The organism is Chitinophaga sp. (genome assembly GCF_039596135.1).
In the GTDB taxonomy this organism is placed as follows: Bacteria; Bacteroidota; Bacteroidia; order Chitinophagales; family Chitinophagaceae; genus Chitinophaga.
Map to the genome: position 1 here is coordinate 1 of NZ_JBCNKH010000087.1, position 26761 is coordinate 26761.

23 protein-coding genes are annotated in these 26761 nt (G+C 45.5%); 13 read left to right on the forward strand and 10 right to left on the reverse strand.

All coding sequences use genetic code 11. The features are described 5' to 3' along the window. Positions 1-164: 164 nt before the first annotated feature. Positions 165-515 carry a DUF1016 N-terminal domain-containing protein gene (locus tag ABDW16_RS28000; protein WP_343674432.1) on the reverse strand — a complete coding sequence of 117 codons (351 nt, stop codon included), beginning with the start codon at positions 513-515 and terminating at the stop codon, positions 165-167. Between the two features lie 114 nt (positions 516-629). Between ABDW16_RS28000 and ABDW16_RS28005 the strand changes: the two genes are divergently transcribed. From ABDW16_RS28005 to scpB, 4 genes are all read left to right on the forward strand, one after another. After that, positions 630-1211 carry a DJ-1/PfpI family protein gene (locus ABDW16_RS28005; RefSeq protein WP_343674434.1) on the forward strand — a complete coding sequence of 194 codons (582 nt, stop codon included), beginning with the start codon at positions 630-632 and terminating at the stop codon, positions 1209-1211. Between the two features lie 96 nt (positions 1212-1307). Continuing rightward, positions 1308-2180 carry a WG repeat-containing protein gene (locus tag ABDW16_RS28010; protein ID WP_343674436.1) on the forward strand — a complete coding sequence of 291 codons (873 nt, stop codon included), beginning with the start codon at positions 1308-1310 and terminating at the stop codon, positions 2178-2180. Positions 2181-2421: 241 nt separating this feature from the next. Then, positions 2422-3321: an ATP synthase F1 subunit gamma gene (atpG, locus tag ABDW16_RS28015; protein ID WP_343674438.1), complete on the forward strand. Its 900-nt coding sequence runs from the start codon at positions 2422-2424 to the stop codon at positions 3319-3321. A gap of 128 nt (positions 3322-3449) precedes the next feature. Continuing rightward, entirely contained in the window at positions 3450-4445 is a 996-nt protein-coding gene (scpB, locus tag ABDW16_RS28020) for an SMC-Scp complex subunit ScpB (protein ID WP_343674440.1), read from the forward strand. A 108-nt stretch (positions 4446-4553) separates the two neighbouring features. On the opposite strand, the gene ABDW16_RS28025 is transcribed toward scpB, so the two are convergent. The 5 genes from ABDW16_RS28025 to pheT form a co-directional block, all read right to left on the reverse strand. Then, the gene (locus ABDW16_RS28025; RefSeq protein ID WP_343674441.1) at positions 4554-5375 is read right to left on the reverse strand and encodes a purine-nucleoside phosphorylase; all 822 of its coding nucleotides are present in this window, start codon (positions 5373-5375) and stop codon (positions 4554-4556) included. 88 nt (positions 5376-5463) lie between these two features. Next, positions 5464-7029 (reverse strand): ribonuclease Y, encoded by a 1566-nt coding sequence (rny, locus tag ABDW16_RS28030; protein WP_343674443.1) that lies wholly within the window; start codon positions 7027-7029, stop codon positions 5464-5466. A 436-nt stretch (positions 7030-7465) separates the two neighbouring features. Next, positions 7466-7759 carry a cell division protein ZapA gene (locus ABDW16_RS28035; protein WP_343674445.1) on the reverse strand — a complete coding sequence of 98 codons (294 nt, stop codon included), beginning with the start codon at positions 7757-7759 and terminating at the stop codon, positions 7466-7468. A 10-nt stretch (positions 7760-7769) separates the two neighbouring features. After that, positions 7770-8072, reverse strand: coding sequence for a hypothetical protein (locus tag ABDW16_RS28040; protein WP_343674447.1), 303 nt, complete (start codon positions 8070-8072; stop codon positions 7770-7772). Positions 8073-8209: 137 nt separating this feature from the next. Continuing rightward, a complete protein-coding gene (pheT, locus tag ABDW16_RS28045) occupies positions 8210-10630 on the reverse strand; it encodes a phenylalanine--tRNA ligase subunit beta (protein ID WP_343674448.1) in 2421 nt (806 codons plus the stop codon). 496 nt (positions 10631-11126) lie between these two features. Here pheT and dnaB point away from each other — a divergent pair, with 496 nt between their 5' ends. The 3 genes from dnaB (at position 11127) to ABDW16_RS28060 (ending at position 14571) form a co-directional block, all read left to right on the forward strand. After that, positions 11127-12695, forward strand: a complete 1569-nt coding sequence (dnaB, locus tag ABDW16_RS28050) for a replicative DNA helicase (RefSeq protein WP_343674450.1) — start codon at positions 11127-11129, stop codon at positions 12693-12695. Positions 12696-12769: 74 nt separating this feature from the next. After that, positions 12770-14122, forward strand: coding sequence for an MATE family efflux transporter (locus tag ABDW16_RS28055; protein ID WP_343674452.1), 1353 nt, complete (start codon positions 12770-12772; stop codon positions 14120-14122). 23 nt (positions 14123-14145) lie between these two features. Further along, a complete protein-coding gene (locus ABDW16_RS28060; RefSeq protein WP_343674453.1) occupies positions 14146-14571 on the forward strand; it encodes a hypothetical protein in 426 nt (141 codons plus the stop codon). Here ABDW16_RS28060 and ABDW16_RS28065 read toward each other — a convergent pair. Genes ABDW16_RS28065 through ABDW16_RS28080 form a run of 4 tightly spaced genes read right to left on the reverse strand, consistent with a single transcriptional unit; the run spans position 14528 to position 17566 of the window. Continuing rightward, positions 14528-15526, reverse strand: coding sequence for a hypothetical protein (locus tag ABDW16_RS28065; RefSeq protein ID WP_343674454.1), 999 nt, complete (start codon positions 15524-15526; stop codon positions 14528-14530). The genes ABDW16_RS28060 and ABDW16_RS28065 overlap by 44 nt on opposite strands. Positions 15527-15578: 52 nt before the next feature. Beyond that, complete coding sequence (locus ABDW16_RS28070) at positions 15579-16328, reverse strand: helix-turn-helix transcriptional regulator (RefSeq protein ID WP_343674456.1); 750 nt, start codon at positions 16326-16328, stop codon at positions 15579-15581. Continuing rightward, positions 16312-17181 carry a class A beta-lactamase gene (gene bla / locus ABDW16_RS28075; RefSeq protein WP_343674458.1) on the reverse strand — a complete coding sequence of 290 codons (870 nt, stop codon included), beginning with the start codon at positions 17179-17181 and terminating at the stop codon, positions 16312-16314. Before bla ends, ABDW16_RS28070 begins: the two co-directional genes overlap by 17 nt. 7 nt (positions 17182-17188) lie before the next feature. After that, a complete protein-coding gene (locus tag ABDW16_RS28080) occupies positions 17189-17566 on the reverse strand; it encodes a DoxX family protein (RefSeq protein ID WP_343674459.1) in 378 nt (125 codons plus the stop codon). A gap of 131 nt (positions 17567-17697) precedes the next feature. On the opposite strand from ABDW16_RS28080, the gene ABDW16_RS28085 reads away from it, so the two are divergent. The 6 genes from ABDW16_RS28085 to ABDW16_RS28110 all read left to right on the forward strand — a co-directional run. Continuing rightward, a complete protein-coding gene (locus ABDW16_RS28085; RefSeq protein ID WP_343674461.1) occupies positions 17698-18399 on the forward strand; it encodes an RsmE family RNA methyltransferase in 702 nt (233 codons plus the stop codon). A 96-nt stretch (positions 18400-18495) separates the two neighbouring features. Next, entirely contained in the window at positions 18496-19017 is a 522-nt protein-coding gene (locus ABDW16_RS28090; protein ID WP_343674463.1) for a sigma-70 family RNA polymerase sigma factor, read from the forward strand. A 39-nt stretch (positions 19018-19056) separates the two neighbouring features. Further along, a complete protein-coding gene (locus tag ABDW16_RS28095; protein WP_343674464.1) occupies positions 19057-20004 on the forward strand; it encodes a FecR domain-containing protein in 948 nt (315 codons plus the stop codon). A 177-nt stretch (positions 20005-20181) separates the two neighbouring features. Continuing rightward, positions 20182-23490 carry a TonB-dependent receptor gene (locus ABDW16_RS28100; protein WP_343674465.1) on the forward strand — a complete coding sequence of 1103 codons (3309 nt, stop codon included), beginning with the start codon at positions 20182-20184 and terminating at the stop codon, positions 23488-23490. Positions 23491-23500: 10 nt separating this feature from the next. Continuing rightward, a complete protein-coding gene (locus ABDW16_RS28105) occupies positions 23501-25111 on the forward strand; it encodes a RagB/SusD family nutrient uptake outer membrane protein (protein ID WP_343674466.1) in 1611 nt (536 codons plus the stop codon). Between the two features lie 14 nt (positions 25112-25125). Beyond that, positions 25126-26761 (forward strand): beta-L-arabinofuranosidase domain-containing protein (locus tag ABDW16_RS28110; protein WP_343674467.1); only part of this gene is annotated, 1636 nt, incomplete at its 3' end.

The following is a 26761-nucleotide window of genomic DNA, read 5'->3' on the forward strand; positions in this document are numbered from 1 at the left end:
ATCCGCAGGGTGCGCCGAATATAGCGGAGAAGCATGTGTTGCGGCCGATTCCGCAGGATCAGATTGATAGGAGTAGTAATGAGTTTGGGCAGAATGCAGGGTATTAGAATTGTGCAGGCAGTGACTGCACAATTTATCATGTTAGTAGTTTATTTAAAATTGTGTCAGCAGTGATGACACAATTTAGCCTTTATTGTAATATAAATTGTGCAGACACTGTCTGCACAATTTATATTATTTGATTGATTTTCAATTAGTAAAGAAGGGTAGTACAACTCATAGAACTGTTTCATCCTATATAGATTTCTTTTATTAAACCCTCCTAATTCCGGATGATGTTTTTCAATATGATCTGCTAGTTCGGTTACCGTTTTATTACCCCAAATAGCATTTGCAACTTTATTACTTATATATGCCTGCCAGTAAATATTGATCAACTCAATATTAACTTGCTTGATGGTATTGCTTCTTGCCTGTTTAATGAGCAAGATGACTTCATCAAAACGTGTCTCCATGAAAATGATTTTACTTGTTATTATTAGTTCGTTTTAGGCAGAAAAAGGTTGCACTTGTGCATAAAAAAATTTATTCACTATCTTTAATCTCACCCTTTAAAACCCCCAATTCTCATGGCTCAAAAAAACATCCTCTTTCTCACCGGAGACTATGCAGAAGATTACGAAACCATGGTACCTTTTCAGATGTTACTGATGGTAGGTCATAACGTACATGCTGTATGTCCGGATAAATCGGCAGGGGATAAAATCATCACTGCCATCCACGATTTTGAAGGTGACCAGACGTATAGTGAAAAACGTGGGCACAACTTTGTGTTGAATACTACATTCGCAGATGTACAGCCTTCTAATTATGATGCGTTAGTGATAGCAGGTGGCAGAGCGCCTGAGTATTTGCGATTGAATGCACGTGTGATTGAACTGGTAAAACATTTTGCACATGCAGATAAACCGATTGCGGCGATTTGTCATGGTATTCAGATATTGACGGTGGCGGATGTGGTGAGGGGGAAGAAGCTTACAGCTTACCCGGCAGTAGGACCGGAAGTAACGATTGCTGGCGGGCATTATGTTAATGTGAATGTAGATGAGGCAGTGACAGATGGGAAGTTGGTGACGGCGCCGGCATGGCCTGCGCATCCGCAGTGGATTGCGGCGTTTTTGAAGGTGTTGGGTACGGAGATTAAGTTATAAGTTTAAAGTTTTTTGGAAAAGGCCTTTGTGTACGCAAAGGCCTTTTTACGCATAATTCAATGATATTTATTATTTTTGGTATACAATCCTTTTCCTATGAAACGATATTTTCTCCTCTCTATCCTGTTTTTCCCGACATTTTTTGCACAGGCGCAGCAGGCAGACTCCCTGGTAAAATTCCAGAAAGATGGAAAATACGGCTTCAATGATGCTGGTGGTCATGAAATCATTCCTGCTCAATATGAGGCGGTGGGTGAATTTGCGCATGGTGCGGCAGTGGTAAAGTCTAAAGGGAAGTATGGATTTGTGTTTGCCAATGGAAAACATTCTGCTTATAAATATGATTCTGCCTGGGTAAAGGGGAAGTTTCTTTTTGTAAGCAAAAAGCAAAAGCAGGGATTGCTGGATAGTACTGGCAAGGAATGGGTGGCGCCCCTGTATGAAGAGGTAAAACCAGAAAAGGATGGATATGCGAGAATCAGGGTGGGAGAGTTGTACGGAATGGTGAATAGTAAAGGGAAGGTGGTGCTGAAGCCGGCTTATGATATGATTAGCGGGGTGAGTCATCATAGTGTACTTATTTATAATGGGGAGAAGTGTGGTCGTGCTAATCTGAAAACCGGGCAGATTATTGGTACTCAATATGATAAGATCGGGCCTTTTAAGGATGGACTGGCCTGGGTGAGCCAGGACAGTAAGTTTGGGTTTGTAAATGAAAAAGGAGAATTGGTGATTCCGATCATGTATGACAGGGTTGGGAATTTTAATGAGGGATATGCGCCAGTTGGGGTGAGTGGGAAGTTTGGGTTTATAGATATGGCAAATAAGGAGGTGATTGCGCCTAAATATGATAATGCGGTCATTTTTCAGAATGGAAGAGGGTTGATTAAGTTGAATGGGAAGGTGGGGTATGTGGATAAAGAGGGGAATGAGACATGGACGGAGTCGGTGCCGGAGGCGGGAAAATAACGGCGGAAAAGTTATAAATAGGGACTGAACCCTGGAGAAAGTCTGTTCCCAATGCCGGAAAAATAGCTATCCTTTTAAATTATTTCGATTTATTAATATATGACGAGGATCAATGCCGGGCTGCCACCAAACTATCCACAATCCTACCAATCTTAATTACTTTTCCTTACCTTTGCAGCCAAATTCAGAAGCTTCACAAGGGCTTTTAGTCATATAAACTTTACGTAATACATAAAACATTATGTCCGGTCAGCTTAAAGAAGTTCGCAACCGAATTAAGTCTACACAGTCCAACCTGCAGATCACAAAAGCTATGAAAATGGTGAGTGCTGCGAAACTGCGTCGTGCGCAGGATGCTATCTTACTAATGCGTCCTTATGCCGTTAAATTGCAGGAAATGTTGCAAAACATTGTTTCCAACAGTGAAGGCAGCATTGACCTGGCATTGGCAGCAGAGCGTCCTGTTGAAAAGGTATTGCTGATTACAATAACCTCGGACAGGGGCTTATGTGGTGCTTACAATTCAAACCTGATCAAGCTGACTAAGCAGGTGATTCGTGAAAAATACCAGGAACAGTTTGAAAAAGGTCATGTAACCATCCTGCCTATTGGTAAGAAGGGCTGGGAGCACTTTACCAAGAATGGTTACAAAATGAACGAAACTTACTGGCATTTGTTTGCTCACCTGGATTTCGATCATGTGAAGGAAGCGGCCCAGGTAGCAATGGATGGTTTTACCAGCGGTCAGTACGATGCTGTTGAGATTGTTTACAGCCAGTTCAAAAATGCTGCTACCCAGTTCTATATATCTGAACAGTTCCTGCCGATTGCAAAGGTGGAGGAAGAAGTACCAGCTGGCAAAGGCAAGAAAGCCGCTAAAGCTGACTTTATCTTTGAACCGGAAAAGCAGACTTTGATTGCTGAACTGATGCCGAAGATCCTGAATACACAGTTGTACAAGGCGATGCTGGATGCGAATGCTTCTGAGCATGGTGCACGTATGACAGCGATGGATAAGGCGACAGAAAATGCAAATGAACTGCTGCGTAACTATAAGATTAGTTATAACCGTGCACGTCAGGCGGCGATTACGACCGAACTGACTGAGATTGTGAGTGGTGCAGCGGCGCTGGAGGGTTAATCTTCTAACTTATACACATCGTATTAACATCGATATTTTTTGATTTCTTCATAAAGGTCAAAGACTGTATTTTCGGTCTTTGACTTTTTAGCTTATAGGCGCTGACGCCAGCAATTGAAAACCGGATAATGGAAATCTCACAGATCATACCTCATGTTGAATCACTGATATTCGCTGCTGACAGACCCCTGCCGGTGCTGGATATCACAGACTTGTTGAATAATGCGCTGGCTTTTTTGGAAGACAGGGTTACTGTCGACCAGGTGGAGACGGCAATTGAGGCTATACGGGAAAAGTATAGCACGGAGTTTTATGCGTTTGAAGTGAGAGAGAGCGGGGGTGGGTTTCAGTTTTTGACTAAGAAAGAATATTATCAGACTGTGGCACAGCTAAATGGGGATAAGTTCCTGAAAAGGCTGTCTACAGCGGCGTTGGAGACGCTGGCGATTGTAGCGTATAAGCAGCCGATTTCTAAAGGGGAGATTGAGCATATTCGTGGGGTGAGTACGGATTATTCTATACAGAAATTGCTGGAAAAGGAATTGATTGTGATTTCAGGGAGGAGTGAGACTTTGCCTGGGAAACCACTGTTGTATTCTACTTCTAAGGCGTTTATGGATTATTTCGGGTTGAATTCACCGAAGGATTTGCCGAAGTTGAAGGAAGTGTTTGAGGATGAGGGGGTGCAGCCGACGTTGATGACGGGGTTAGAGGGTGGAAATGGACAGGAGGAGGATGGGTTGATGATGAGTGTGTCAGAGAATGGAGAGTTGGTGGAGGAGATATTGCCGGTGATTGAGGATGAGGTGAGTGGGCAGCTGGAGTTGCCACTGGGAGAGGAAGAGGTGGAGCAGCCTTTGGCGGAGGCGGAAAGTGTGGGCGAGCTGCCGGTGGAAGAGGAGGAGAAAGATAGTGATAATGTGATTATTGAGACGATACATATTGAGGAGGGGGTGGATGTGCCTGATCCGAAGGAGGAAGAAGAGGAGGAAGAGGATGAAGATGACGAGGATTTTGAAGACGACGATGATGATGAAGAGGAAGATGACGACTTTGATGATGATGAAGACGATGAGGAGGATGAGAATGAAGACGACGATGAAGATCCATCTCATTCAAAATAAAATAACCAAACCAAAACGCTTTTGCCATTCGGCAAAAGCGTTTTGGTTTGAAAGAAGAAGGCCTGCGGCCGCCTTTTTAGTAGAATCGGCCTTGCGGCCAGTAACGGCCTACAACTGCCGCACCACCTCCACAAAGATCTCACTCAACTTCTTATCCGCCTTTCCCGCCACTTCTATAATCTCCTCTATACTCACCGCCTGCAAATTATCAGGACCACACTCATCCGTAATCCCCGACACCGCTGCACAGGGCAACTTAACCTGGTTCGCCACTATCACCTCCGGCACCGTACTCATCCCAACCATATCACCCCCTATCATCCTCAAAAACCGGTACTCCGCCCTCGTCTCCAAATTAGGCCCCGTTACCGCCACATATACCCCCGTCCTTAAAAAATACCCTGCCTTATGCGCCGCCGCCTTCAGCAACTTCCCCAGCTCATCATCATAAGGCATACTCATATCCGGAAACCTCGTTCCAAACACGGGCAAATTCAATCCCCGCAACGGATTCTCCGGCTGTAAATTAATATGATCATCCAGCAGCACCATATCCCCCTTCTTAAACGCCGGTCGCATCCCACCCGCGGCATTACTCAACAATAGTTTCTCCACTCCCAACGCCTTCATCACCCGTATCGGAAATGTAATCTGCTGCATAGAGTACCCTTCATAATAATGAAATCGCCCTTGCATGGCTATAACAGGGGTCTCACCAATCTTCCCAAAGATCAGCTGACCCTTATGCGACTCTACCGTCGACAAAGGAAAATGGGGAATCTCATTGTACGGGATCGTCTTACTCACAGTAATATGTTGTACCAGTTGGCCCAGGCCAGTGCCTAATACGATACCCACACGGGCTTTGTCGGCATTAAAAGAGGAAAGAAAATTGACAGCGGCTTCGATTTGTGATTCTAAGGGATGCATAATCATTGAGTTAAGGAATTAGTGGAATTAAAAAAGCAGGCTGAAAGTTGCCTTTCAAGCCTGCTTTAAATATATTAATTCTACAGAATTAGCGCGCTACATTGACAGCACGTTTCTCCCTGATCACGGTCACCTTAATTTGTCCGGGATACTGCATATCATTCTGGATCTTGTTCGCGATCTCAAACGAAAGACGATCTGCATCGTTATCCGTTACTTTCTCACTTTCTACAATTACACGCAGCTCACGACCTGCCTGGATTGCATATGCTTTTTCCACACCGTCGTGGGCCAGCGCCAGGTTTTCCAGGTCTTTGATACGCTGCAGGTAGCTCTGCATGATTTCACGACGGGCACCCGGACGAGCACCAGAGATGGCGTCGCAAGCCTGTACAATCGGAGAAATCACATATTGCATTTCCATTTCATCGTGGTGTGCACCAATTGCGTTTACAACCGCTGCATGTTCACCATATTTCTCAGCCAGTTTGGCACCCAGCAGGGCGTGGCTCAGTTCTGTTTCTTCATCAGGTACTTTACCAATATCGTGGAGCAGACCTGCACGTTTTGCCAGTTTAGGGTTCAGGCCCAGTTCTGCTGCCATTACCGCACACAGGTTAGCTGTTTCTTTGGAGTGCATGAGCAGGTTCTGACCATAAGAAGAGCGGAAACGCATCTTACCTACAAGCCTGATCAGTTCCTTGTGCAGACCATGAATACCCAGTTCGATCACGGTTCTTTCACCGATATCCATTACCTGTTCTTCCAGTTGTTTCTTTGTCTTTTCTACTACTTCTTCGATACGTGCCGGGTGAATACGACCATCCTGTACCAGTCTTTGCAGGGACAGGCGGGCAATTTCACGACGCAGCGGGTCAAAAGAAGATAATACAATAGCTTCAGGGGTATCGTCTACGATCAGGTCTACACCGGTAGCCGCTTCGATAGCGCGGATGTTACGACCTTCGCGGCCAATGATCTGGCCTTTAATTTCATCGCTTTCCAGGTTGAAAACAGTGATGGCGTTTTCGATGGTCTGCTCGGCAGCCGTACGCTGGATGGATTGTATAATGATTTTCTTAGCTTCCTTGTTAGCTTTCAGTTTAGCATCTTCGATGATCTCCTGGATGTGGGAGAGGGCCTGTGAGCGGGCTTCTTCTTTCAGGCTTTCGATGAGCTGATGACGGGCTTCTTCTGCTGTCAGCGCTGCCACTTTTTCAAGACGGCGAATATGTTCTTCCTGGTGTTTTTCGAGTTCGGTCCGTTTTACAGCTACCAGTTCCATCTGGCGGGTCAGGTTTTCCTTGATCGCCTCGTTTTCCTGCATTTGTTTCTGTAAGCCTTCGGTCTTTTGTGTCAGGTTCTGTTCTTTCTGTTTGATGCGGTTTTCTGCATCTGCCATTTTCTGGTTGCGCTGCAGGGTTTCTTTTTCATGCTCACTTTTCAACTGCAGAAATTTCTCCTTAGCTTCCAGGATCCTGTTTTTCTTTTCGTTCTCAGCGGCTACTTTCCCATCTTCTACGATCTTTTGTGCCTGAGCCTCAGCTTCCTGTATTTTTATTTGTGTGTTCTTAGCAAATATAACCTTGCCTAGCAGTATTCCTATGATCAACGCAGCTACTGCTGTTATTGCTACGATTAAAGTAGATTCCATTTCAATAATTTTAACTTGATTTATGTTGCATTCCTGGCCACATCCCTATTCCGTGGAAAAAGGGTAGAGGGTTAGAACTGATTCGCGAAAATACAAAAAAGAATGTGCTGCAATGCAGTACCGTTGAGGATTTGTAGGTGTTTAGGCCAGCTGGAACCCTGTAGGGGCCATCAGGCGCAGCTTTCATGAACGGGGAGGCGACAGTAATTTGCTGAACGTTAAATTGCTATATCGTATTTATATATGAGAATAAATTACTTTCTAGAAATCCACTTTTCAAGATATTTCAGTCCCTTCCTTTGATCATTTCACTTACCAGACTCAACATTTTTTATTACAAACATCTTCCTTTCAGGGTGCATATTAATATATTTCCTTCATTTTTAAATTATTAATAGGGACTCTTTTGCATTTCCTGAACCGAGGTTGGTTGATTTTATTTCAAGTGCTCATCGATCAATGTCTCCAGGTGTTGCAGTTTTTCCTCCAGAAATGGTTGCAGGCCAGCCTGCACTTTTCCGCCATGGGTCACAGGATGGGTGGCATACATGATCAGCGCCATGGCGATGTAGTCCTGTAAGTCCTTGCCCGCATACGCTGTTTTGAATTCAATGATCTTTTCATTCACTTCCTTCATGATCCGACGCACATCTTCCTCTTCTTCCGGCTTGATTTTTATTCTGTAAGACCTGTCTGCGACGACGATATTGATGGGGATCAGTTGTTCCATGTTGTGTCGTTTATATGTTTAATAAAGCGATACAGCGGTCAATCTCCCTGATATACTCATTGATCTTATTACGCATTTCCTTCTTAAACTCTTCGTCCTCTTCCTTGTCTCCGGGAGTACCCTGGGTAGCGCCCGCAATCCTGGTTAAGTGCAACTTATTTTCCAGCTCCTCGATTTGCTGTTGCTTCATTATCAGTTCATTGTCCTTGATCTGTAGCGATTCTTTGAGCGATACATTCTCTGACTGCACCTGTTGCAGCTTTTTCAGCAACTGATGCAGCTTTTCTTCAATTCTCAGTATGTGTTGCTCCAAAGCCAATGTTCAAAAGTACTTATGAGTACAAATTACGGATTATGAATTGATAATAGAAACTACCGGAGATTAATATTCAAGAGATTTTAACAAAATGCTCCACTCCGGCTGTTATACCCGAGTGGAGCATCCCTGATTTATTTTCTGATCTCAGCCTGCAATTGGGTCTGGAAAGTCTTGATCAGCTTTTCCATAACAGCATCGATCTCCTTGTCAGTCAGTGTTTTCTGCTCATTCTGGAAGGTGAAGCTCACGGCGTAAGACTTCTTATTGTTACCCAGTTTTTCGCTTTCGAATACGTCGAACAGGTTCAGGTGCTGCAGGAGTGGTGACTTCACAGTTTTTGCTGCGGCCTCTACTGCGGCATATTTCACCTGTTTGTCCAGGATCAGTGCCAGGTCACGGCGTACGGATGGGAACTTCGGTATTTCTTTATAGAAGCTTTCTGTTTTTTGCAACAGGCTTAACAATATTACCCAGTTGAAATCTGCAAACCATACAGGTTGCTTGATATCGAATTGTTTCAGTTTTGCATTATCCACAGCACCAAGGGTCACAACTGATTTGTTCTTTACAACAATCTCCCAGGTATGCTGTTCGCCTTCTTTCCATTGCAATCCTTTGATACCCAGCAGTTGAAATATGTTTTGCACATACCCTTTCAGGAAGTAGAAGTCAACCGGTTCGGCTTTGTGCAGCCAGCTTTCTGCCAGCTTCTGACCTGTGAGGTACAGGCTCAGGTGAGCCGTTTCCTCATATTTATGTTCGCCGGTGATGGCGTAAGTATTACCGAATTCGAAGAACAACAGGTTGTCGTTCCTGCGGTTCAGGTTGTGTGCTACGCTTTCCAGGCCGGTTTCCAGCATGGAAGGTCGCATGATGTCCAGGTCTTCTGTAAGACTGTTGATCATACGAACGGTAGTAGCCAGTACCTCAGGCGTATAGAACTTGCTGTTCGTGATAGAGTTGGTGAATATTTCGTTGAAACCATTCGAAGCCAGGTAGTTGGCCACCTTTTCACGGATCTTTTCCTTGTCAGGACGGGCAGCCGGAGAAGGGGTGATGAGCACCTGGGTAGGAATATCAATATTATCCAGGCCATCTATACGCATTACTTCTTCCACGATATCGGCAGGAATGCTGATATCAGGCTTGCTGAAAGGAACAGCTACGCGAAAGCGCTCTTCAGTTTTGGACAGGAATGTGAATCCAAGGCTGGTGAGAATGCGTTCAATTTTATCAGCAGGGTAAAATTTACCGCTCAGTTTCTGGATGTACTTCCAGGTGGTTTCCACTTCTGCAGCAGGCTTAGGTTGTGGATACACATCCACAATACCTGAGGCAGCCTGGCCACCCGCGAGTTCACAGATCAGGGCAGCGGCACGTTGTAAAACGTACACGGTACCTGAGATATCTACTCCTTTTTCAAAACGGGCAGCCGCGTCTGTGCGCAATCCATGACGGAAGGAGGTAGGACGGATGCTGGCAGGGCTGAAACAGGCACTTTCCAGGAAGATATTGGTAGTAGTTTCAGTTACACCTGTGTGCAGGCCACCGAATACGCCGGCCAGGGCCATTGGTTCGCTGTCTGCATTGCAGATTACGAGGTCAGCGGCGTCCAGCTTACGTTCTTTTTCGTCGAGGGTAACGAAAAGGGTGTTCTGTGGCAGGTTTTTCACAATAATTTTTCCCCCTTTGATGGTATCTGCATCAAAAGCGTGCAATGGCTGACCCGTTTCATGCAGGATGAAGTTGGTAATATCCACTACATTATTAATAGAGCGGATGCCGATTGCCTGCAGGCGGTGAGTGAGCCATTCGGGAGAAGGGCCTGGTTTCACACCTGTGAGGGTGATACCTGCATAACGGGGGCAGGCAGTGGTATTTTCGATGGTTACGCTGATGTTGTAGCGGGTACCTGCCTCAGGCAGTTCGGTCAGGGCAGGGACTTTCGCTTTGTTATCGAGCGTATTGCCGGTATTGTTCAGGTAAGCGCACACATCCTTAGCCACGCCCAGGTGACTCATAGCATCCATGCGGTTAGGCGTGAGACCTATTTCATACACCCAGTCTTCGAAAGGTTTAAATATTTCGCGGGCAGGGGTACCTGGGGTCAGGGCAGGATCCAGTACAAGGATGCCTGCATGACTGCTGCCGAGGCCTATTTCATCTTCAGCGCAGATCATACCATGGCTTTCTTCGCCACGGATCTTAGCTTTCTTCATGGTCAGCGGCTCCCCGGAGGCAGGGTAGATAGTAACGCCGATGGGGGCGACCACTACTTTTTGTCCGGCGGCAACGTTGGGTGCGCCACATACGATGTTAAGGGGCTCAGCGGCACCGATATTGACAGTAGTCAGTTTCAGTTTGTCTGCATTGGGATGTGGTACTGCGGTGAGTACTTCTCCAATGACGAGTCCTTCCAGACTGCCTTTTACAGATTCGAATTTTTCCAGGCTTTCAACTTCCAGACCTATGCGTGTCAGGATCACAGATAGTTCCTCCGGTGTTGGTTTCACCGGCAAATAGTCACACAGCCAATTGTATGAAATTGTCATTTGATTAATTAATAAGTCCGTAAAGGTAAAATTAATGTATGAATGTGCCAATGTTGGGGGAATTGCACAATTCCGGCTAAAAAAATTGACCAACCTCTACTGAAAAGGAGCGATCTTTGCAGTATGTGGATAAGTCAGCTGATAATCGCATCAGGCATTTCTCCAAACCATTGGGGAAAAACTTTTTAAACAATGTTTGTGATTATGTGCACCTTTGTGTGGGGATTGTGTGTTAAATATGTGAATAAGTACTCTTGAGTCAGTGGATAACTGACATTTTGCGGGTGTATATCCTGTGAATTTGGTCTTATAAATTATATCAGCAATCAAGCCTTGTTAAATGAATAAATGCGGTTACCTTAGTTTTTACGGCCCTAAAAAGCTTTACAATTTCAACAAACGATCAGGATACAACAGGTACAAAAAATTGTAAAACAAACTAAGGATAGCCACGACATATAGTATTTTTGGTTAACAGAATCAGATTAAAAAATAAATGGATCTCAATCTTAAGAAAGACCGCAACGTGCGTCGTAAGCCGTCCGTTGACGTATCTACCATGATGTACGGTAAAATTCCACCTCAGGCAAAGGAAATGGAAGAGGCCGTATTGGGAGCCATTATGCTGGAGAAAGGTGCGTTTGACACCGTGGTAGAGATCTTAAAAGGTGAATGTTTTTATGTAGAGGCACATCAGAAAATCTTTACTGCCATGACCCGCCTGGCAGGTAAGTCCATGCCTGTGGACATCCTCACTGTGGTAGAAGAGTTGCGCTCCATGGGGGAGCTGGAGATAGTGGGAGGGCCCTATTACATTACCCGGCTGACAAATATGGTGGTCTCATCCGCCAATATTGAGGCGCATGCCCGTATCATCCTGCAAAAGTTCATTCAGCGGGAGCTAATCCGCATTTCCGGGGAAATCTTATCTGAATCATACGAAGATACTGCCGACGTGTTCGATCTGCTCGACTCCGCCGAAAGCAAATTGTTTGAGGTGACGAACAATCACCTCCGTAAAAACTATGACAGCATCGACCGTGTATTGGTGAATACCATGAAGCGTATCGAAGACCTGCGTAATAAAGGTGATGATATCACAGGGGTACCTTCCGGGTTCCCTTCTCTCGATAAGGTTACTTATGGCTGGCAGTCAACGGATCTGATCATCATCGCGGCACGTCCGGCGGTGGGTAAGACCGCGTTTGCACTGAACCTGGCCAGGAATGCCGCGTTGCATCCCCGCTTTCCGAAAGGAGCTGCCGTGTTCAGCCTTGAAATGTCGTCCGGGCAGATTGTACAGCGTATTCTCTCTGCCGAGTCTGAGATCAAGCTGGAAAAGATCACCCGTGGTAAGCTGGAAGAGTATGAAATGAAAAAGCTGATGACCCATGGTATAGAAAGACTGGCAAAGGCACCAATCTTTATTGACGATACCCCGGCACTGAACATCTTCGAGCTGCGTGCAAAAGCCCGTCGTCTTGTACACAACCATGGGGTAGGGGTGATCATCATTGACTACCTGCAGCTGATGAGTGGTAGTGCAGATGGGAAGAATAGTAACCGTGAGCAGGAGATCTCCAAGATTTCCCGTGACCTGAAGGGGCTGGCAAAGGAACTGCACGTACCGATCATTGCACTGTCACAGTTGAGCCGCGATGTGGAAAAGAGAAAGGATGGTAATAAAATGCCACAGCTGTCTGACCTGCGTGAATCTGGTGCGATTGAGCAGGATGCTGACATGGTAATGTTCCTGTACCGCCCTGAGTATTATGAAATAAATACCAATGAGATGGGTGAATCCAATAAAGGTGAAACCCACGTGCGTATAGCAAAACACCGTAATGGTCAGTTGGATACAATCAAGCTGAGGGCGATCCTGGAATTCCAGCGCTTTGAAGATGATGGTAGCCTGGAGAGCCCTGGCGGCGGCAGTAGCAACTTTATGCCGGTTTCAAATATGGGTAATAATGATCCTTATGGCGCGACAGACGAAGCGAAATTGTATATCCAGAAGGGATCCCGTATGAATGATATGGACTTCGATGAAGAGGCGCCTTTTTAGCAATAAAAAGGTTCATGATATAAGGCGCCGCTGCAAAGAGGCGCCTTTTTTTATTTCTATCAAATTTTATCAACGTGTGGACTAAATATCAAACTTATTATAAAGACAATTTTAAACTGGCATATCCGGTCGTTATCAGTCAGCTGGGGCATACGATGGTCGCCCTGTCTGATACCATTATCATTGGGCATACGGGCGATGTACCGCTGGCAGCTGTGGCGCTGGGGAGTAGTATCTTTTCTATCTGCATGGTGATCGGGATTGGCATGTCTTACGGACTGACCCCATTGATAGCGCAGGAGTATGGCAGGCAGAATAAGCATGCCTGCGGAGATTTGCTGCGGCATAGTCTTGTGATTAATCTAGTGATGGGGGTGGTGATGAGTACTTTGATTTATGTGGGGAGTAATTACCTGTATACATTAGACCAGGTACCGGCAGTGGCAGCACAGGCAAGACCTTTCTTAAAATTGCTGGGGGTGTCTTATTTCCCACTGATGATATTTTTGTCATTTAAGCAATTTGCGGAGGGGTTAGGGTTTACAAAACAGGCCATGCATATCAGTATTATTGGGAACATTGTGAACATAGTAGTGGGTATAGCGCTGGTGTATGGGATTGGTGGATTGCCGCGATTGGGGGTGATTGGTGTGGGCATTGGTACCCTGACGGATCGTATCCTAATGGCAGCGGCCATGTGTTGGTATGTGCTGAAGGCGGATCGTTTTAAACCATATCTGAAGGCGTTTGCAGCAAAATATTTATCATGGGCGACTATTAAGAAGATATTAGGAATTGGTACGCCGGTGGCATTGCAGTACGTGTTTGAGATCAGTGCATTTAGCAGTGCGATTATTATGGCGGGATGGATAGGTGCGAGGGAGCAGGCGGCGCATCAGATTGCGATTAATTTAGCTTCTATTACTTATATGATGGCGAGTGGTATTTCGGCAGCAGCGGGGATAAAGAGTGGAAATCATTTTGGCGCAAAGCAGCTGCGGGAGCTGAGGCTTTCGGCGATTGCGAGTTATCATATGGTGTTGATCATGATGGGTACAACGGCGCTGATATTTTTGGTGGGGTGCAGGATCCTGCCCCTGATGTATATCAATGATCCGGCGGTAGTGGACATTGCGGCGCGCCTGATCCTGATAGCGGCATTTTTTCAGTTGTTCGATGGTACGCAGGTGGTTGGATTGGGGATACTAAGGGGATTGGGTGATGTGAAGGTGCCAACTATAATTACGTTGCTGGCATATTGGGTATTAGGATTACCAATAGCGTACCTGTTAGGTATTTATTGGGGCTTTGGCATCCAGGGTATCTGGTGGGGGTTATTATTGGGACTACTCACTGCTTCGGTCTTATTGTTCCTCCGTTTTCAGCATAAGACTACTCAATTGAACGCTTTTACAGCGGTTTCGTGACCTTTTAGCAGTATATTCATGGTATGATCATTCGTGGAAAACGGCCTTTTAAACAGCGTACAAAGCAAGGTATGACACTCGCTCCGATGAAGAGCGGGGCATTCATGCTGCGTATGAAAAGTTCGCTGACCGGGAAGCGGGTGAAAACGGATACTGCATTTAAACCATTGATGGAGGATGCGGCCCGGATGAAGGTGGCGTCGCCACTGGCGGCAAGGGTGTATAGGGAGTTGGAGATTGGGGATGTGCGTATATATCGGAAAATGGTAGGGAAGGCGAAAGAATTGTTGAAAAGGATGAGTGAGGGGGAGATTGAGTGTATTTTAAGAAAAGAATATGGCCCGGTGGAAGTTGTAAAGGTTTCCACCGGGATAGTTTATCCAATTATATGGGAGAAAAATATTGTCAGGCTTTATCATTTTTCTTCTTTTTATAAGAGCTCCGCATAGCTTTTGTATTTTCCTTTAATAGCCGGTAGGCGGTGTTGTTTATCTTTTTTACAGGTAATGCCTTCCACTTTGTGATATCATCTTCAAATTCCTTGTGGAAAAGGCGTTTGGACAAATCACTCATTACATTGTAATTGGCCAGCGGGTGATCATTTACACTGTTCTTATTCGCATTGCTGATAAAAAATTTGATCAGTGGAAACAGCATACTATCTGCCATACTGAGTTCCGTAAGTTTTGCCCTGTATTCCAGGTCTTTACCTTTGATACCGGGAAATAACCCGTAGTCTTTTAAATGCCGGCCTTCGTGTGCGAGATAACTGACAAGGAATTTTTCGCTCTTTTTGTCATAGGAGTCCGATACGCAGTACAAGGCATCGGTTACCGCCCATCCACCGGGATAGAATTTACCTAAAGTGGCGTAATCTTCCCAGCCAAGTGTTACAAAATTCTGCATGAGTACTACATGTACATTTAAATGCTCTTTGTTCAGATGAAGGGAGTAAGTAGTATCTGTCTGTTTCCGCCATACCAGCAGGTCATACAGTCTGCCTACCTTTCCGATGCCGTCGGTAGAAAAGAGTTGTTTTGATTTAATATATGCATTGAAGGTTGCATTCAGAGAATCAATGGGTTGATTTTCTACATGGAAAAACCGGCACAGTTCAGTGGCCAGTTCCCCGTCATAATTTTGGGCAGTATCCAGTAATGATTGTCGCCAGTAGCGATGGAAAATGACCAGTAAAGAATCTATGCCGGAAGTATGTTTTAATAAATAATCAGACTGGTCATTTTCATATTTGAAGCGTTTTTCAAATTCAGGAGCAAGTCTTGCAGGTACATATTGCAAAGCCCTGGATGCATTTGCATCTAAACAGAGATTGTAGAATCGGGCAGAGTCTGACTGGGCATAGGTGCACAGAGGGAACAGTATGATGAAGAGAATAAGTCGCATGTCTTTTTTTCTGCAAAGGAAGCGATGGGGGCTCTTCAAAAATTGTACGAAATTAACTTTTCAGCAGTTTGCGGAATTGAAGGGGGGAGATGTGATAAGCTTTTTTGAACGACCTGATAAAATGGGCATCATCATAAAAGCCGTTGTCAAAGCTGATGTCGGAGATAGTTTTGGGAGTATTTAATAGCTGTTGTACCGCATGATTCAGTTTGATTTTCAGTTGGTAGTTGCCCACGGTTTCTCCTGTTTTTTCTTTGAAAGCACGGGCAAGGTAATTAGGGTGAACATATACCCTTTGCGCCAGTGAGTGTGGGGTATGGAAAATATCTGTCTCTGCATGCAGGATCCCGATTACCTGTATGAGCCATGTAAGGCCATGCTCTTCCCGGGGCAATGGCTGGTCCATAAAGAAACCGGGATCTGCTGCAAAAGATTTATTTAATAAAAAGTCTACTATCAGTTGGTAGAAATAAGCTTTATTTTTATTGGTATAGAGAAAGAAATCCTCTTTTTGCCTGTGGGTGACTTCAATATTGATACAGGATACTGTATCGGTTACGAATTGATTCTTATGGATATGCTCCCTGCTTCTATACACGATATCTCCCGGTCTGATCAATATGGATTCGTTCTTAAAGTTCTCAAGATATTCTCCTGATAAGAGAATACTGAAATAGTCGTTCTTATGGGCATGTGGCTGCGTCTCACCATACAGATGTGCTGTCTTGCTGAGGATCAGGTCATGATGAATACTTGTTCGTTCATTAACCCCTAAAAACTGGCCTTCATTTAAAATGATCATATACGGCTTTGGAAATTTGTGCGATCCAGCTTTCTCTCTCCGCATCGCTTCCTTTGGAGTCGGATACAAACACCGTTAGTATCAGGTGCTTTCCATTTGGTAAGATAATGATACCACTGTCATTTGTAGCTGCAGTTTCTCCATTCGCAGATGTACCGGAAGTTCCTGTTTTATGTGCAACAATTGTACCGGGAGGTAGTAAGCCTTTGATGCGCTTAGCACCCGGGTAAGATTCAGCCAGGTCTTTCCAGAGGGTATCGTATGAACTTTTTGATAGCACATTTCCCTTGAGGAAGATTTGATATAACCGGGTAATACCGGTTGGTGTAGCCCAGTTACGGTATTGGGTTGTATCATTACTTTGTTGTTCCTTTTCGGTAGTGGCGATGTTAATACCCTGTACCCCCAGGCTTTTGATGTAGTCATTTGTTTTTTGAGTTCCACCCAGTAAGCGGAGTAGTACGTCGCAGGCTGTGCCATCGCTCTCCATGATATTATACCAGATGATTTGCCTGAGTGTCATGCTCACGCCGCCATGTGGATGTGCGTCGCGGATAGGGCTACGTCCTTTTGGCATAATATCTTCGTTGGTAATGAGGACAGGTTGATTCAGTTTATATTTCCCGATATCTACCTGGTGCAGGATGGCTAGAGAGATCGGAAACTTATACACACTTTGCATAGGATAATGATCATTACCCCGATAGGTAAGGGTATCACCCGTTTCCAGCAATAAGGCAGATACGCCAATATGCGCTTTGGAATGTGTGGCGATAGAATCGATCGTTTTCCGGAGATTGATAGTTTGTGCGTGTACGGTAGCAGACAGGCATACTAAAAATAAAACCTTCAATGGAATTTTATTTTGAAGGTACGCCAAATATTTTGTGATAAGTGAAATAGCTGATCGCTAAGATCAGCAAGACAAAAATAGGGAAGAAGGTCTGCCCGTTTGAAAGACCGTCTACCACTCCGTGGGAGACAGCTGCGCTAACAAGGTTGAAAGTAAAGCCGGCGTATGCCCATTCCTTGATTCTGCCTTTGAAGAAAGGAAGGATTAGTACCAGCGCCCCCGTTACCTTAAAGATGGTGAGCAGTACCCGGAAATAATCAGGATAACCGAGGTGGGCAAATCCTTCTTTGGCCAGGGGGGAATTGCCGTAAATAGCGGGCATTACACCTTCGAAGAGGAAAAAGAGGGTGGTGGTAACCCAATAAATGATTTTAGTCGCTTTCATATGATATAATTTACAATTGCAAACATAGAATTGTTCACGATGATTTGTGAGGGGGGAGTACGTCAATAAAGGGGAAAATTGCGACGGGGGCCGAAATCATTTTCTCGTATCAATTAAATAGCTTTGCACCCATGTTTTACGCAAAAGAACTGCTGCCAACTGCAGCCACTTATACAATGGATGAACCTGGTTCTAAGTATTGCATCATGGTATTGCGCCATGTAGTGGGGGATGAGGTAATATTGACGGATGGGAAAGGAGGGCGATACCAGGCGGTGATTACGGACGATAACCGCAAGAAATGTGTCGTTTCCATTACCCAATACACCCTGATGCCACCGGTGGCGGCACCTGTGAGAATAGCGATTGCGTTTACAAAAAATACTTCCCGTATCGAGTGGTTCCTGGAAAAGGCCACAGAGATTGGTATACAATCTATTATCCCGCTGGTGAGTCATCGTTCTGAAAAGGAAAAGTTCCGGGCAGACAGGTTGGAAAACATCCTCATTGCTGCCATGTTGCAATCCCAGCAATATTACCTGCCGGAGCTGACCGCCCCTGCCAATTTTGATAAACTGGTGAGCCAACCACCTTCTGCACAATTATTTATCGCTCACTGTCTCCCTGAACAAAAACAACATCTCTGGCAGGCCATGGAAAAAGGGAAGGATTCTCTGCTCCTGATTGGTCCCGAAGGAGATTTTACGCCTGAAGAAATTTCGCTGGCCCTGGGTAAGGGTTTTAAACCAGTGTCACTGGGTGAAAACAGACTGCGTACTGAAACAGCGGGTGTGGTAGGGTGCACGATGATGAATGCGGTGAATGTTGGATAAAACAAAAAATAATTGTAGATTACACACTTATAAGATATACTTTATAAGTACCACGTGAAAAATGCGCATCTTCATCAGGATTCCGATCTATGGAATTTGATAAAAGCGGATTCTATTCCGGCTTTTAATGAAGTATACTCCCGCTACTGGGAGGTGCTGTTCCGCGTGGCCTACAAGCGTCTTCCTTCGAAGGAAATAGCAGAAGAAATTGTACAGGATACATTTATTATTCTCTGGGAAAAGCGGCATTCCATAGAAGTGACGACATTAAAAAGTTATCTCTTTGCTATAACCCGATACGCTATTTTCCATTATCATGCCCGCCAGGAGACCATTCGCACCCGTATGCAGGAAATGGCTACCATAACGCAAGCTGCACCCGATATAGAGGCGATTGTGAATGCACGCCTGCTGTTGCAACTTGTCGATACGATTGCCGCAGAACTGCCTGAAAAAAGCCGCCTTGTCTTTGCGGATAATAAACTGAAAGATCATTCCCTCTCTGAGTCTGCCCGGGCCTTCAATATCTCTGTCAAAACTGCTGAAGGACACCTGACCCGTGCGCTTAAAACCGTGCGGTTAAAATTGGGCACATTGTACACTACTTTATTTATGTAAAAAATTTTTTTGGTCCGGACCAAGGGTAAACCTTTTAAAATGTACTCTACATATAAAAGGGCAATTCCCATGTCGAAAGAAAACATCCAGGAACTAGCTGAAAAATGGTTGAATGGCACTGCCACACCTGCTGAAATACAGCGCCTGCAGGAGTGGTACCATGACAGGGAGAGTATGCCTACGCCGGTGCCGGATGCAGAGATGGCTGCCCGGATCAGGGCGGGTATTCATATTGGTCGTAAGCGACAATCTTTGAAATGGGTGAGCGTGGCTGCGGCTGTGTTGTTATTGATTGTGGGCGGCTACCATTATTTTGCACGGGTTGATGTAAAACGGGTAGTGGTCTATGTGCCCCGTGAGCACCAGAACCGCCTGTTGCTGCCGGATAGCTCGGAAGTATGGCTCAATGCAGATAGTAAATTAACATATAACGAAACTGATCATAAAAGAGAAGTAACACTGGAAGGCGAGGCCTTCTTTAATATCAAACAGGCTGTGGGTCGCCCTTTCGTGGTTAAAGCCGGCCCCTGCACCGCCACCGTTTTAGGGACATCTTTCAACATTAAAGCTTACAAAAATGATCCGAAAGTCCTCATCACAGTCGCCACCGGCAAAGTTCAGGTACAAGATCAGCATCAGCAATTGAAAGTGCTCACTGCCAACAAACAAATTGCACTGGAACCAATCACAGGAGCGATCAGAGAAAAACAAGTGAACGCAGTCGTATATAAAGCCTGGATAGACGGCAGCTTTGAAGTAAACAATGAAACTTTTGAAGAAGTCGCCAACCGCTTAAGCCGGAAGTATGATGTCGATATTCACTTTGACAATCCGGCACTTGCGCACTGCACTTTCCTGGCAAGTTTTGACCAGGCAGCCAATCTACCATTCATTTTATCCATGTTGTGTAAGATTAACAATTCCACATTCAGCATCAGTGAAGATAAAAGGGAGGTAACTATTTCAGGTAGTGGCTGTAGTAATTAAGGATAGTTTTATTTATTGATTAAATATTCCCGTTATGAAATTTATCAGCATGCCTGCCGGTGATTCTTCATGATAGAAAGAACATAGCGCTTTCAGCATCCCCGGTCTGCAAACTTCAGATGCCTTAGCGCTACGGCATTGTACTTCTATTACATCATACAAAATGCATTTAAAGATATGAAATACTGCGGTATTTTAAGTGGGGTTCCTATTCCCTTATACGAACGTTTTCAACCATTATTAAAGATCATGCGCTTCCTGTTCCTGGTCATACTGGTTTTATGTACAACTACGCTGTTGTTGGTGGCCCGCGATAGCCGCGGTCAGGACCTGAGCGCCATCAGGCTCCATCTGAATATCCATGATGCCAGACTGGATAAGGTACTGAAACAAATAGAACGCAATACTGAACTGCTTTTTATCATTGACGGCACTGTGGCCCAGCAGGCGGCAGTTCCATCACTGGAAGACAAGGAACGTTCTCTCAAAGAGATACTGGATGCTGTACTGGCTCCGAATGATCTTGCCTATATACAGGATGGACATTACATCATTATTAAAAAATCCATTCCGGCTGTTTTTGTGAAACCTATTTCCGGCGTGGTGACGGATGAGAAAGGAGAACCATTGCCGGGTGTAAGTATTTCTATCAAAGGATCTCATGCAGGCACGATCTCTAATGAGAAAGGGGTGTTTTCACTGAACAGTACTTCTGACAACGATACACTGGTAGTAAGTTATGTAGGTTACAAAACACAGGTGATTCCTGTGAAGGGTACCAGCCAGCTTACTATTCGCCTGGCACTGAGTGAGAACTCCCTGCAGGATGTGGTGGTGATCGGGTATGGCAGTCAGCGCAAAGGCGACCTGACCAGCTCTGTGGCTACGGTAAAATCTGAAAGCTTTGTAAAAGGGAATGTACTCGATGCGGGGCAGTTATTGCAAGGTAAGGTAGCCGGTCTTTCTGTATCAGCGCCAAGTGGTGACCCTACCAGTGGTACGCAGATACTGCTGAGAGGTAATACTACTTTGTTAGGTGCGAATAGCAGTCCGCTTGTACTGATCGATGGTATACCCGGCGATCTGAAAACGGTGGCGCCGGAAGATATCGAATCTATGGATGTACTGAAGGACGGTTCTGCAGCGGCAATTTATGGTACACGCGGTACGAACGGGGTGATCATCGTTACTACCCGCAGGCCGAGTGGGGCGTATACCAGTTCAGTGGATTACAGTGGTTATATGGGTACGCAGACGGTGGCCAAAAAGCTGGATATGTTGACAGCGGCTGATTATCGCAGGCAGATAGCAGCAGGTACCCGCGATAAATCATGGGACCTGGGAGCTAATACCGACTGGCAGAAAGCTATTACACAAACGCCGATCACGCATGTGCATAACCTCACTTTGCGTGGTGGTAACAGCAAGACGAACTACCTGGCGAATGCGAACTACCGGTCACTGGAAGGGATTATGAAGAAGTCTGACAACAATACATTCACGGGTAGAGTGGATATCAATCACAGCATGCTGGACGACAAACTGCGTATCAATGTTGGTTTATTGAATTCAAATAATAAGTTCACCACCACCGGTGACGGTTATAGTTTTAATGGTTATACATACCGGCAGGCGCTGATCCGGAACCCTACGTCTCCTATTTACGATTCTACAGGGAAATGGTTTGAGCAGACAGGTTTGTTCAACTATGAGAATCCTTTGTCCAGGTTGTATGAGAGCGATGGTGAAAATACTTCTCAGAATACACGATTGAACAGTACCATTACATTGTTGCCAGTAGAAGGATTGAAATTGTCAGCATTGTTTTCTTATACACGGTATAATGAAGAACGTGGTTATGCCGAGACTAAGCAGCACATTTCTACATTGCGTGATGGCAGGAACGGATATGCATCAGTCGGTTCATTGCAGAATATACAGCGACTGATGGAACTGACTGCACAGTATAATAAGAATATTGGTAAGCATAAATTTAGTGTGATGGGTGGTTATAGTTACCAGGAAACTGACTACCGGAATCAATACATGCAGAACTGGGATTTTCCTACTGACCGTTTTTCTTATAATGACATTGGCATAGGCTATGCGCTGAAACAAGGTCTGGCTGTGCAATACAGCGAAAAGTCAGAAACGAACCTGATTGGTTTCTTTGGTCGTGCTACTTATAGTTATGATGATAAGTATTTATTGCTGGCGTCATTGAGGCATGAGGCGGCGAGTCAGTTGTACGGTACTAAGCAACCATGGGGTAACTTCCCGGCGGTGTCACTGGGTTGGAGATTGAGCAATGAACCTTTTATGAAAGGCATTAGCTGGCTGACAGACCTGAAGCTTCGTGCAGGTTATGGTGTGACGGGTACACAGCCTACAGATTTGTTTTTAGGTGTGGGTATCCTGAGTTATGGTGACTATGTGTATAACAATGGTGTGTGGATACAGACACTGGGCCCTTCGCAAAACCCGAATGATAAACTGCGTTGGGAAGAGAAGCATGAATCCAACTTTGGGGTTGACTATACATTATTCAATGGGCGTGTGAGTGGTAATGTGGATTATTATATCAGGAAGATTAATGGTTTGCTGTATGATTATGCGGTGCCTAGTCCGCCTAATTTATATAATAGTACCCGGGCGAATGTAGGTAAGATGGAGAACAAGGGATTGGAAGTGATGGTGAATATCATTCCTGTGAAAACGAAGGATTTTGAGTGGAGTACCAGTCTGATGTTCTCTACGAATACGAACAAGCTGATCACGTTGTCTAATGAACTGTACCAGGCGAGTGTGGATTACATCACAACAGGTAGTACAGGTGAGCCCATTCAGACATTTACCAATATTGTAAGAGTGGGTCGGAATATCGGTGATTTCTATGGTTTTAAGGTAGTGGATATCTCTGATGACGGGCGTTGGATTTATGAGGGCCGTGATGGCAAGCCGGTGGCTTACGATCAATACCAGCATGCATTTGAAGATAAGAGAGTATTGGGGAATGGTTTGCCAAAATACTACGGTGGATGGAATAACACGTTCCGGTATAAGAACTTTGATTTGAGTGTTACCATGCGCGGAGCGTTTAAATACCAGATACTCAACTTCCAGCGCATGTATTACGAAAACACCAGTCTGCAGCAATATAACCGGTTAAAGTCTGCTTATGACAAGGTAATGGGCAAGGCGGTACTGAGCACAGATATGCCGTTGGAGTTCAACAGTCACTATGTGGAAAACGGGGATTTCTGGAAGATAGACAACATCACTTTAGGCTATAATTTCAATCACATTCAGAGTAAGTACATCCACGGGGCGCGGGTATATGCATCTACACTGAACACGCTGACCCTGACAGGTTACAAAGGGATAGACCCGGAAGTAAACAGGCTGGGACTGGCGCCGGGTGTGGATGACAGGGATAAGTACCCTTCTGTAAGAACATTTACTGTAGGTGTGAATCTGAATTTTTAAAACCAAAGCAATGAAAAGATATTTATGGATAGCAGTGCTGTTTGCAATGGCCTGTACCAAGCTAAAAGATACCAGTTATAATAAGATAATAGATAGTCAGTTTGATCCGACTACCGAAGATTTGGCGAGCCTGGTGGGGGCTGCGTATGTAAACTGGCGCTATGTGATGAATGACTGGAATGGATTGTTCCGGGCGCAGGAAGTATCGGGTGATGAAGTGGTGATACCGGCGCGGCCGAATGGCTGGGTAGATGGCGGTATTTACCTGCGTATACATGAGCATACCTGGACGGCGGACGATGATATAGTAGTGGAGACATGGAGCCGTGCTTATGCGGGAATTACGAATTGCAATAGGGTGATTTATCAGCTGGAATCAGGGATCATACCTATTTCGGATTCAACGGCCAAGCGGGCTACGCTGGCGGAGTTGCATGTATTGCGTGCATCTTACTATTATGTATTGTGTGATTTTTATGGCAATGTACCGCTGGTGACACAGTTCAATGTACCTACAGGTTACCTGCCTACACAGAACACACGGAAAGAGGTATATGATTTTATAGTAAATGAGATCAATACCTATCTGCCGTTGTTGAGTGCGAAGAATGACGGGACCACGTATGGCAAATTTAACCAGTGGGCGGCGCATGCGTTGCTGGCTAAGATGTACCTGAATGCGGAGGTGTATACCGGTACGGCGGCATGGGCAGCGTGCATTAAGCAATGTGACACGATCATGAATTCAGGGGTAGGGTTTGCTTTGGAGGGGGCGCAGAAAAATGTGTTCATTACGGAGAATGAGAATTCGCCTGAAATCATATTTGCGTTACCGTTTGATGAGACGTATGTGACGAACTGGAATGCTTTTGATATACATATGGAGACATTGCAGCCGGCGAACCAGGCGACTTATAATTTGAAGTCTACGCCGTGGGGAGGGATTTGTGCGATACCACAGTTTATAAAGACGTATGATGCGGATGATGACCGGTTGAAGGATAACTGGATAAAGGGGCAACAGTACAGTGCCAGTGGAGAGGAGCTGAATTGTACGATGGGAGCTTATTCAGGCCAGCCATTGAATTATATTAATGCGGTGCCGGGAATAGATGCGTCAGAAGAGATTCATGGGTATAGACTGGGAAAATTTGAGATAAAGCAGAAGGCGGCAGTGCAGTTGAGTAATGACTGGCCATTGTTCAGGTATGCGGATGTGTTGATGATGAAGGCGGAGAGTTTGCTGCGGACGGGGAATTCAGCAGATGCAGCGACGTTGGTGACGACGGTACGGCAGCGGTCATTCTCTACGAATCCTGCGAAGGCGATAGTGACGGGAGCGGATTTAATGAAGGGGAGTGTATATGATTATGGATTGAGGAACCATACGGATTCTTCATTTCAGGGTGGGAGTGATGTAACATATGGAAGGTTTTTGGATGAGTTGGGATGGGAGTTTAGCCAGGAGGGGAGAAGGAGACAGGATATGATTCGGTTTGGGGTGTTTACGAAGAAGAGTTGGTTTTCGCATAGTCCAAATGGGGATTATAGGAGTTTGTACCCGATACCGAGGACGGAGTTGAATAAGAATGGGAATTTGAAGCAAAATGCGGGGTATTAATAAACATGCACGATATGAAGCGATTATTTTTATCATTGTCACTGTTCTATTCAGTTACATTGTCAGCCCAACAAGCGGATTACCCGATCCGTGCAGTGAATTTTACAGCGGTGAAATTGACGGACAACTTTTGGTTGCCGCGTATACAGGTGAATCATAAAGTAACGATTCCGGCGTCGTTTGCGCGGTGTGAGAATACGGGGCGGGTGAAGAATTTTGAGATGGCGGCGGCGCATTCGGGGAAGTTCTGTACGAAATTTACATTTGACGATACGGATATTTATAAGACGATAGAAGGAGCATCGTTTTCGATGGCGGTGACGCCGGATAAGCAGATGGATCGGTATGTAGATTCATTGATAGCGATAGTGGCGAAGGCGCAGGAGCCGGATGGGTATTTGTATACGGCGAGGACGATCGATCCTTTGCATCCACCGGAATGGGCGGGGCCGGAGCGTTGGGTAAATGAGCATGTGCTGAGTCATGAGTTGTATAATTCAGGGCATTTATTTGAGGCGGCGAGTGCACATTATCTGGCGACTGGGAAGAGGAATTTTTTGGATATCGCGTTGAAGAATGCGGATTTATTGGTGAAGACATTTGGACCGGGAAAGAGAGGTGTGGCACCGGGTCATGAGGTGGTGGAGATGGGGTTGGTGAAGTTGTACCGGATCACGGGGAGGAAAGATTACCTGGCGTTGGCGAAGTTTTTTATAGATGAGCGGGGGAAGCGGGAGTATGATAAGAAGAGTAAGAATGAGTGGCAGAATGGGAAGTACTGGCAGGATGATAAGCCGGTGACGGCACAGGATGAGGCGGAAGGGCATGCGGTGAGGGCGATGTATTTGTATGCGGCGATGGCGGATATAGCGGCGATAGATGGGGATACGGCTTATTTGGCGGCGATAGACAGGATATGGAATAATATGACGGGGAAGAAGATATATGTGCAGGGTGGGATAGGTGCGGTGCCTGATGGGGAACGGTTTGGAGAGGATTATGAGTTGCCGAATGCGACGGCGTATAATGAGACTTGTGCGGCGATTGGGAATGCGTTTTGGAATGAGCGGATGTTTTTGTTGCATGGGGATGCGAAGTATATAGATTTGTTGGAGAAGGTGATGTATAATGGGTTGATAGCTGGATTGGGGTTGGATGGGAAGTCGTTTTTTTATACGAATGCGATGCAGGTAACGGATGGGGTGAAGCATGGGAGTTTAGAGCCAGCCCGGTCGGGGTGGTTTGAGTGTTCTTGTTGTCCGACGAATTTAGTGAGGTTTTTGCCATCAGTGCCGGGGTATATGTATGCGCAGGAGGGGAAGAAGGTGTATGTGAATTTGTTTATAAATAGTAGTGCTGTTATAAAAGTAAATAACCAGGAGGTGGCGTTTAAGCAGGAGCATAATTATCCGTGGGCGGGGAATATTTTATTGAAGGTAGATCCAGTGAGGGCGGTGGCTTTTGATTTGTATGTGCGGGTGCCGGGATGGGCGAGGGGCGAGGCGATACCGGATGGGTTGTATCGGTTTAAGGATACGGCTGTTGGGCCGGTGGTGATTAAGGTGAATGGAGTGGCGGTGTCTTATAAGATGGAGAAGGGGTATGCGGTGATTGGGCGGCAGTGGAAGAAGGGGGATGTGGTGACGATGG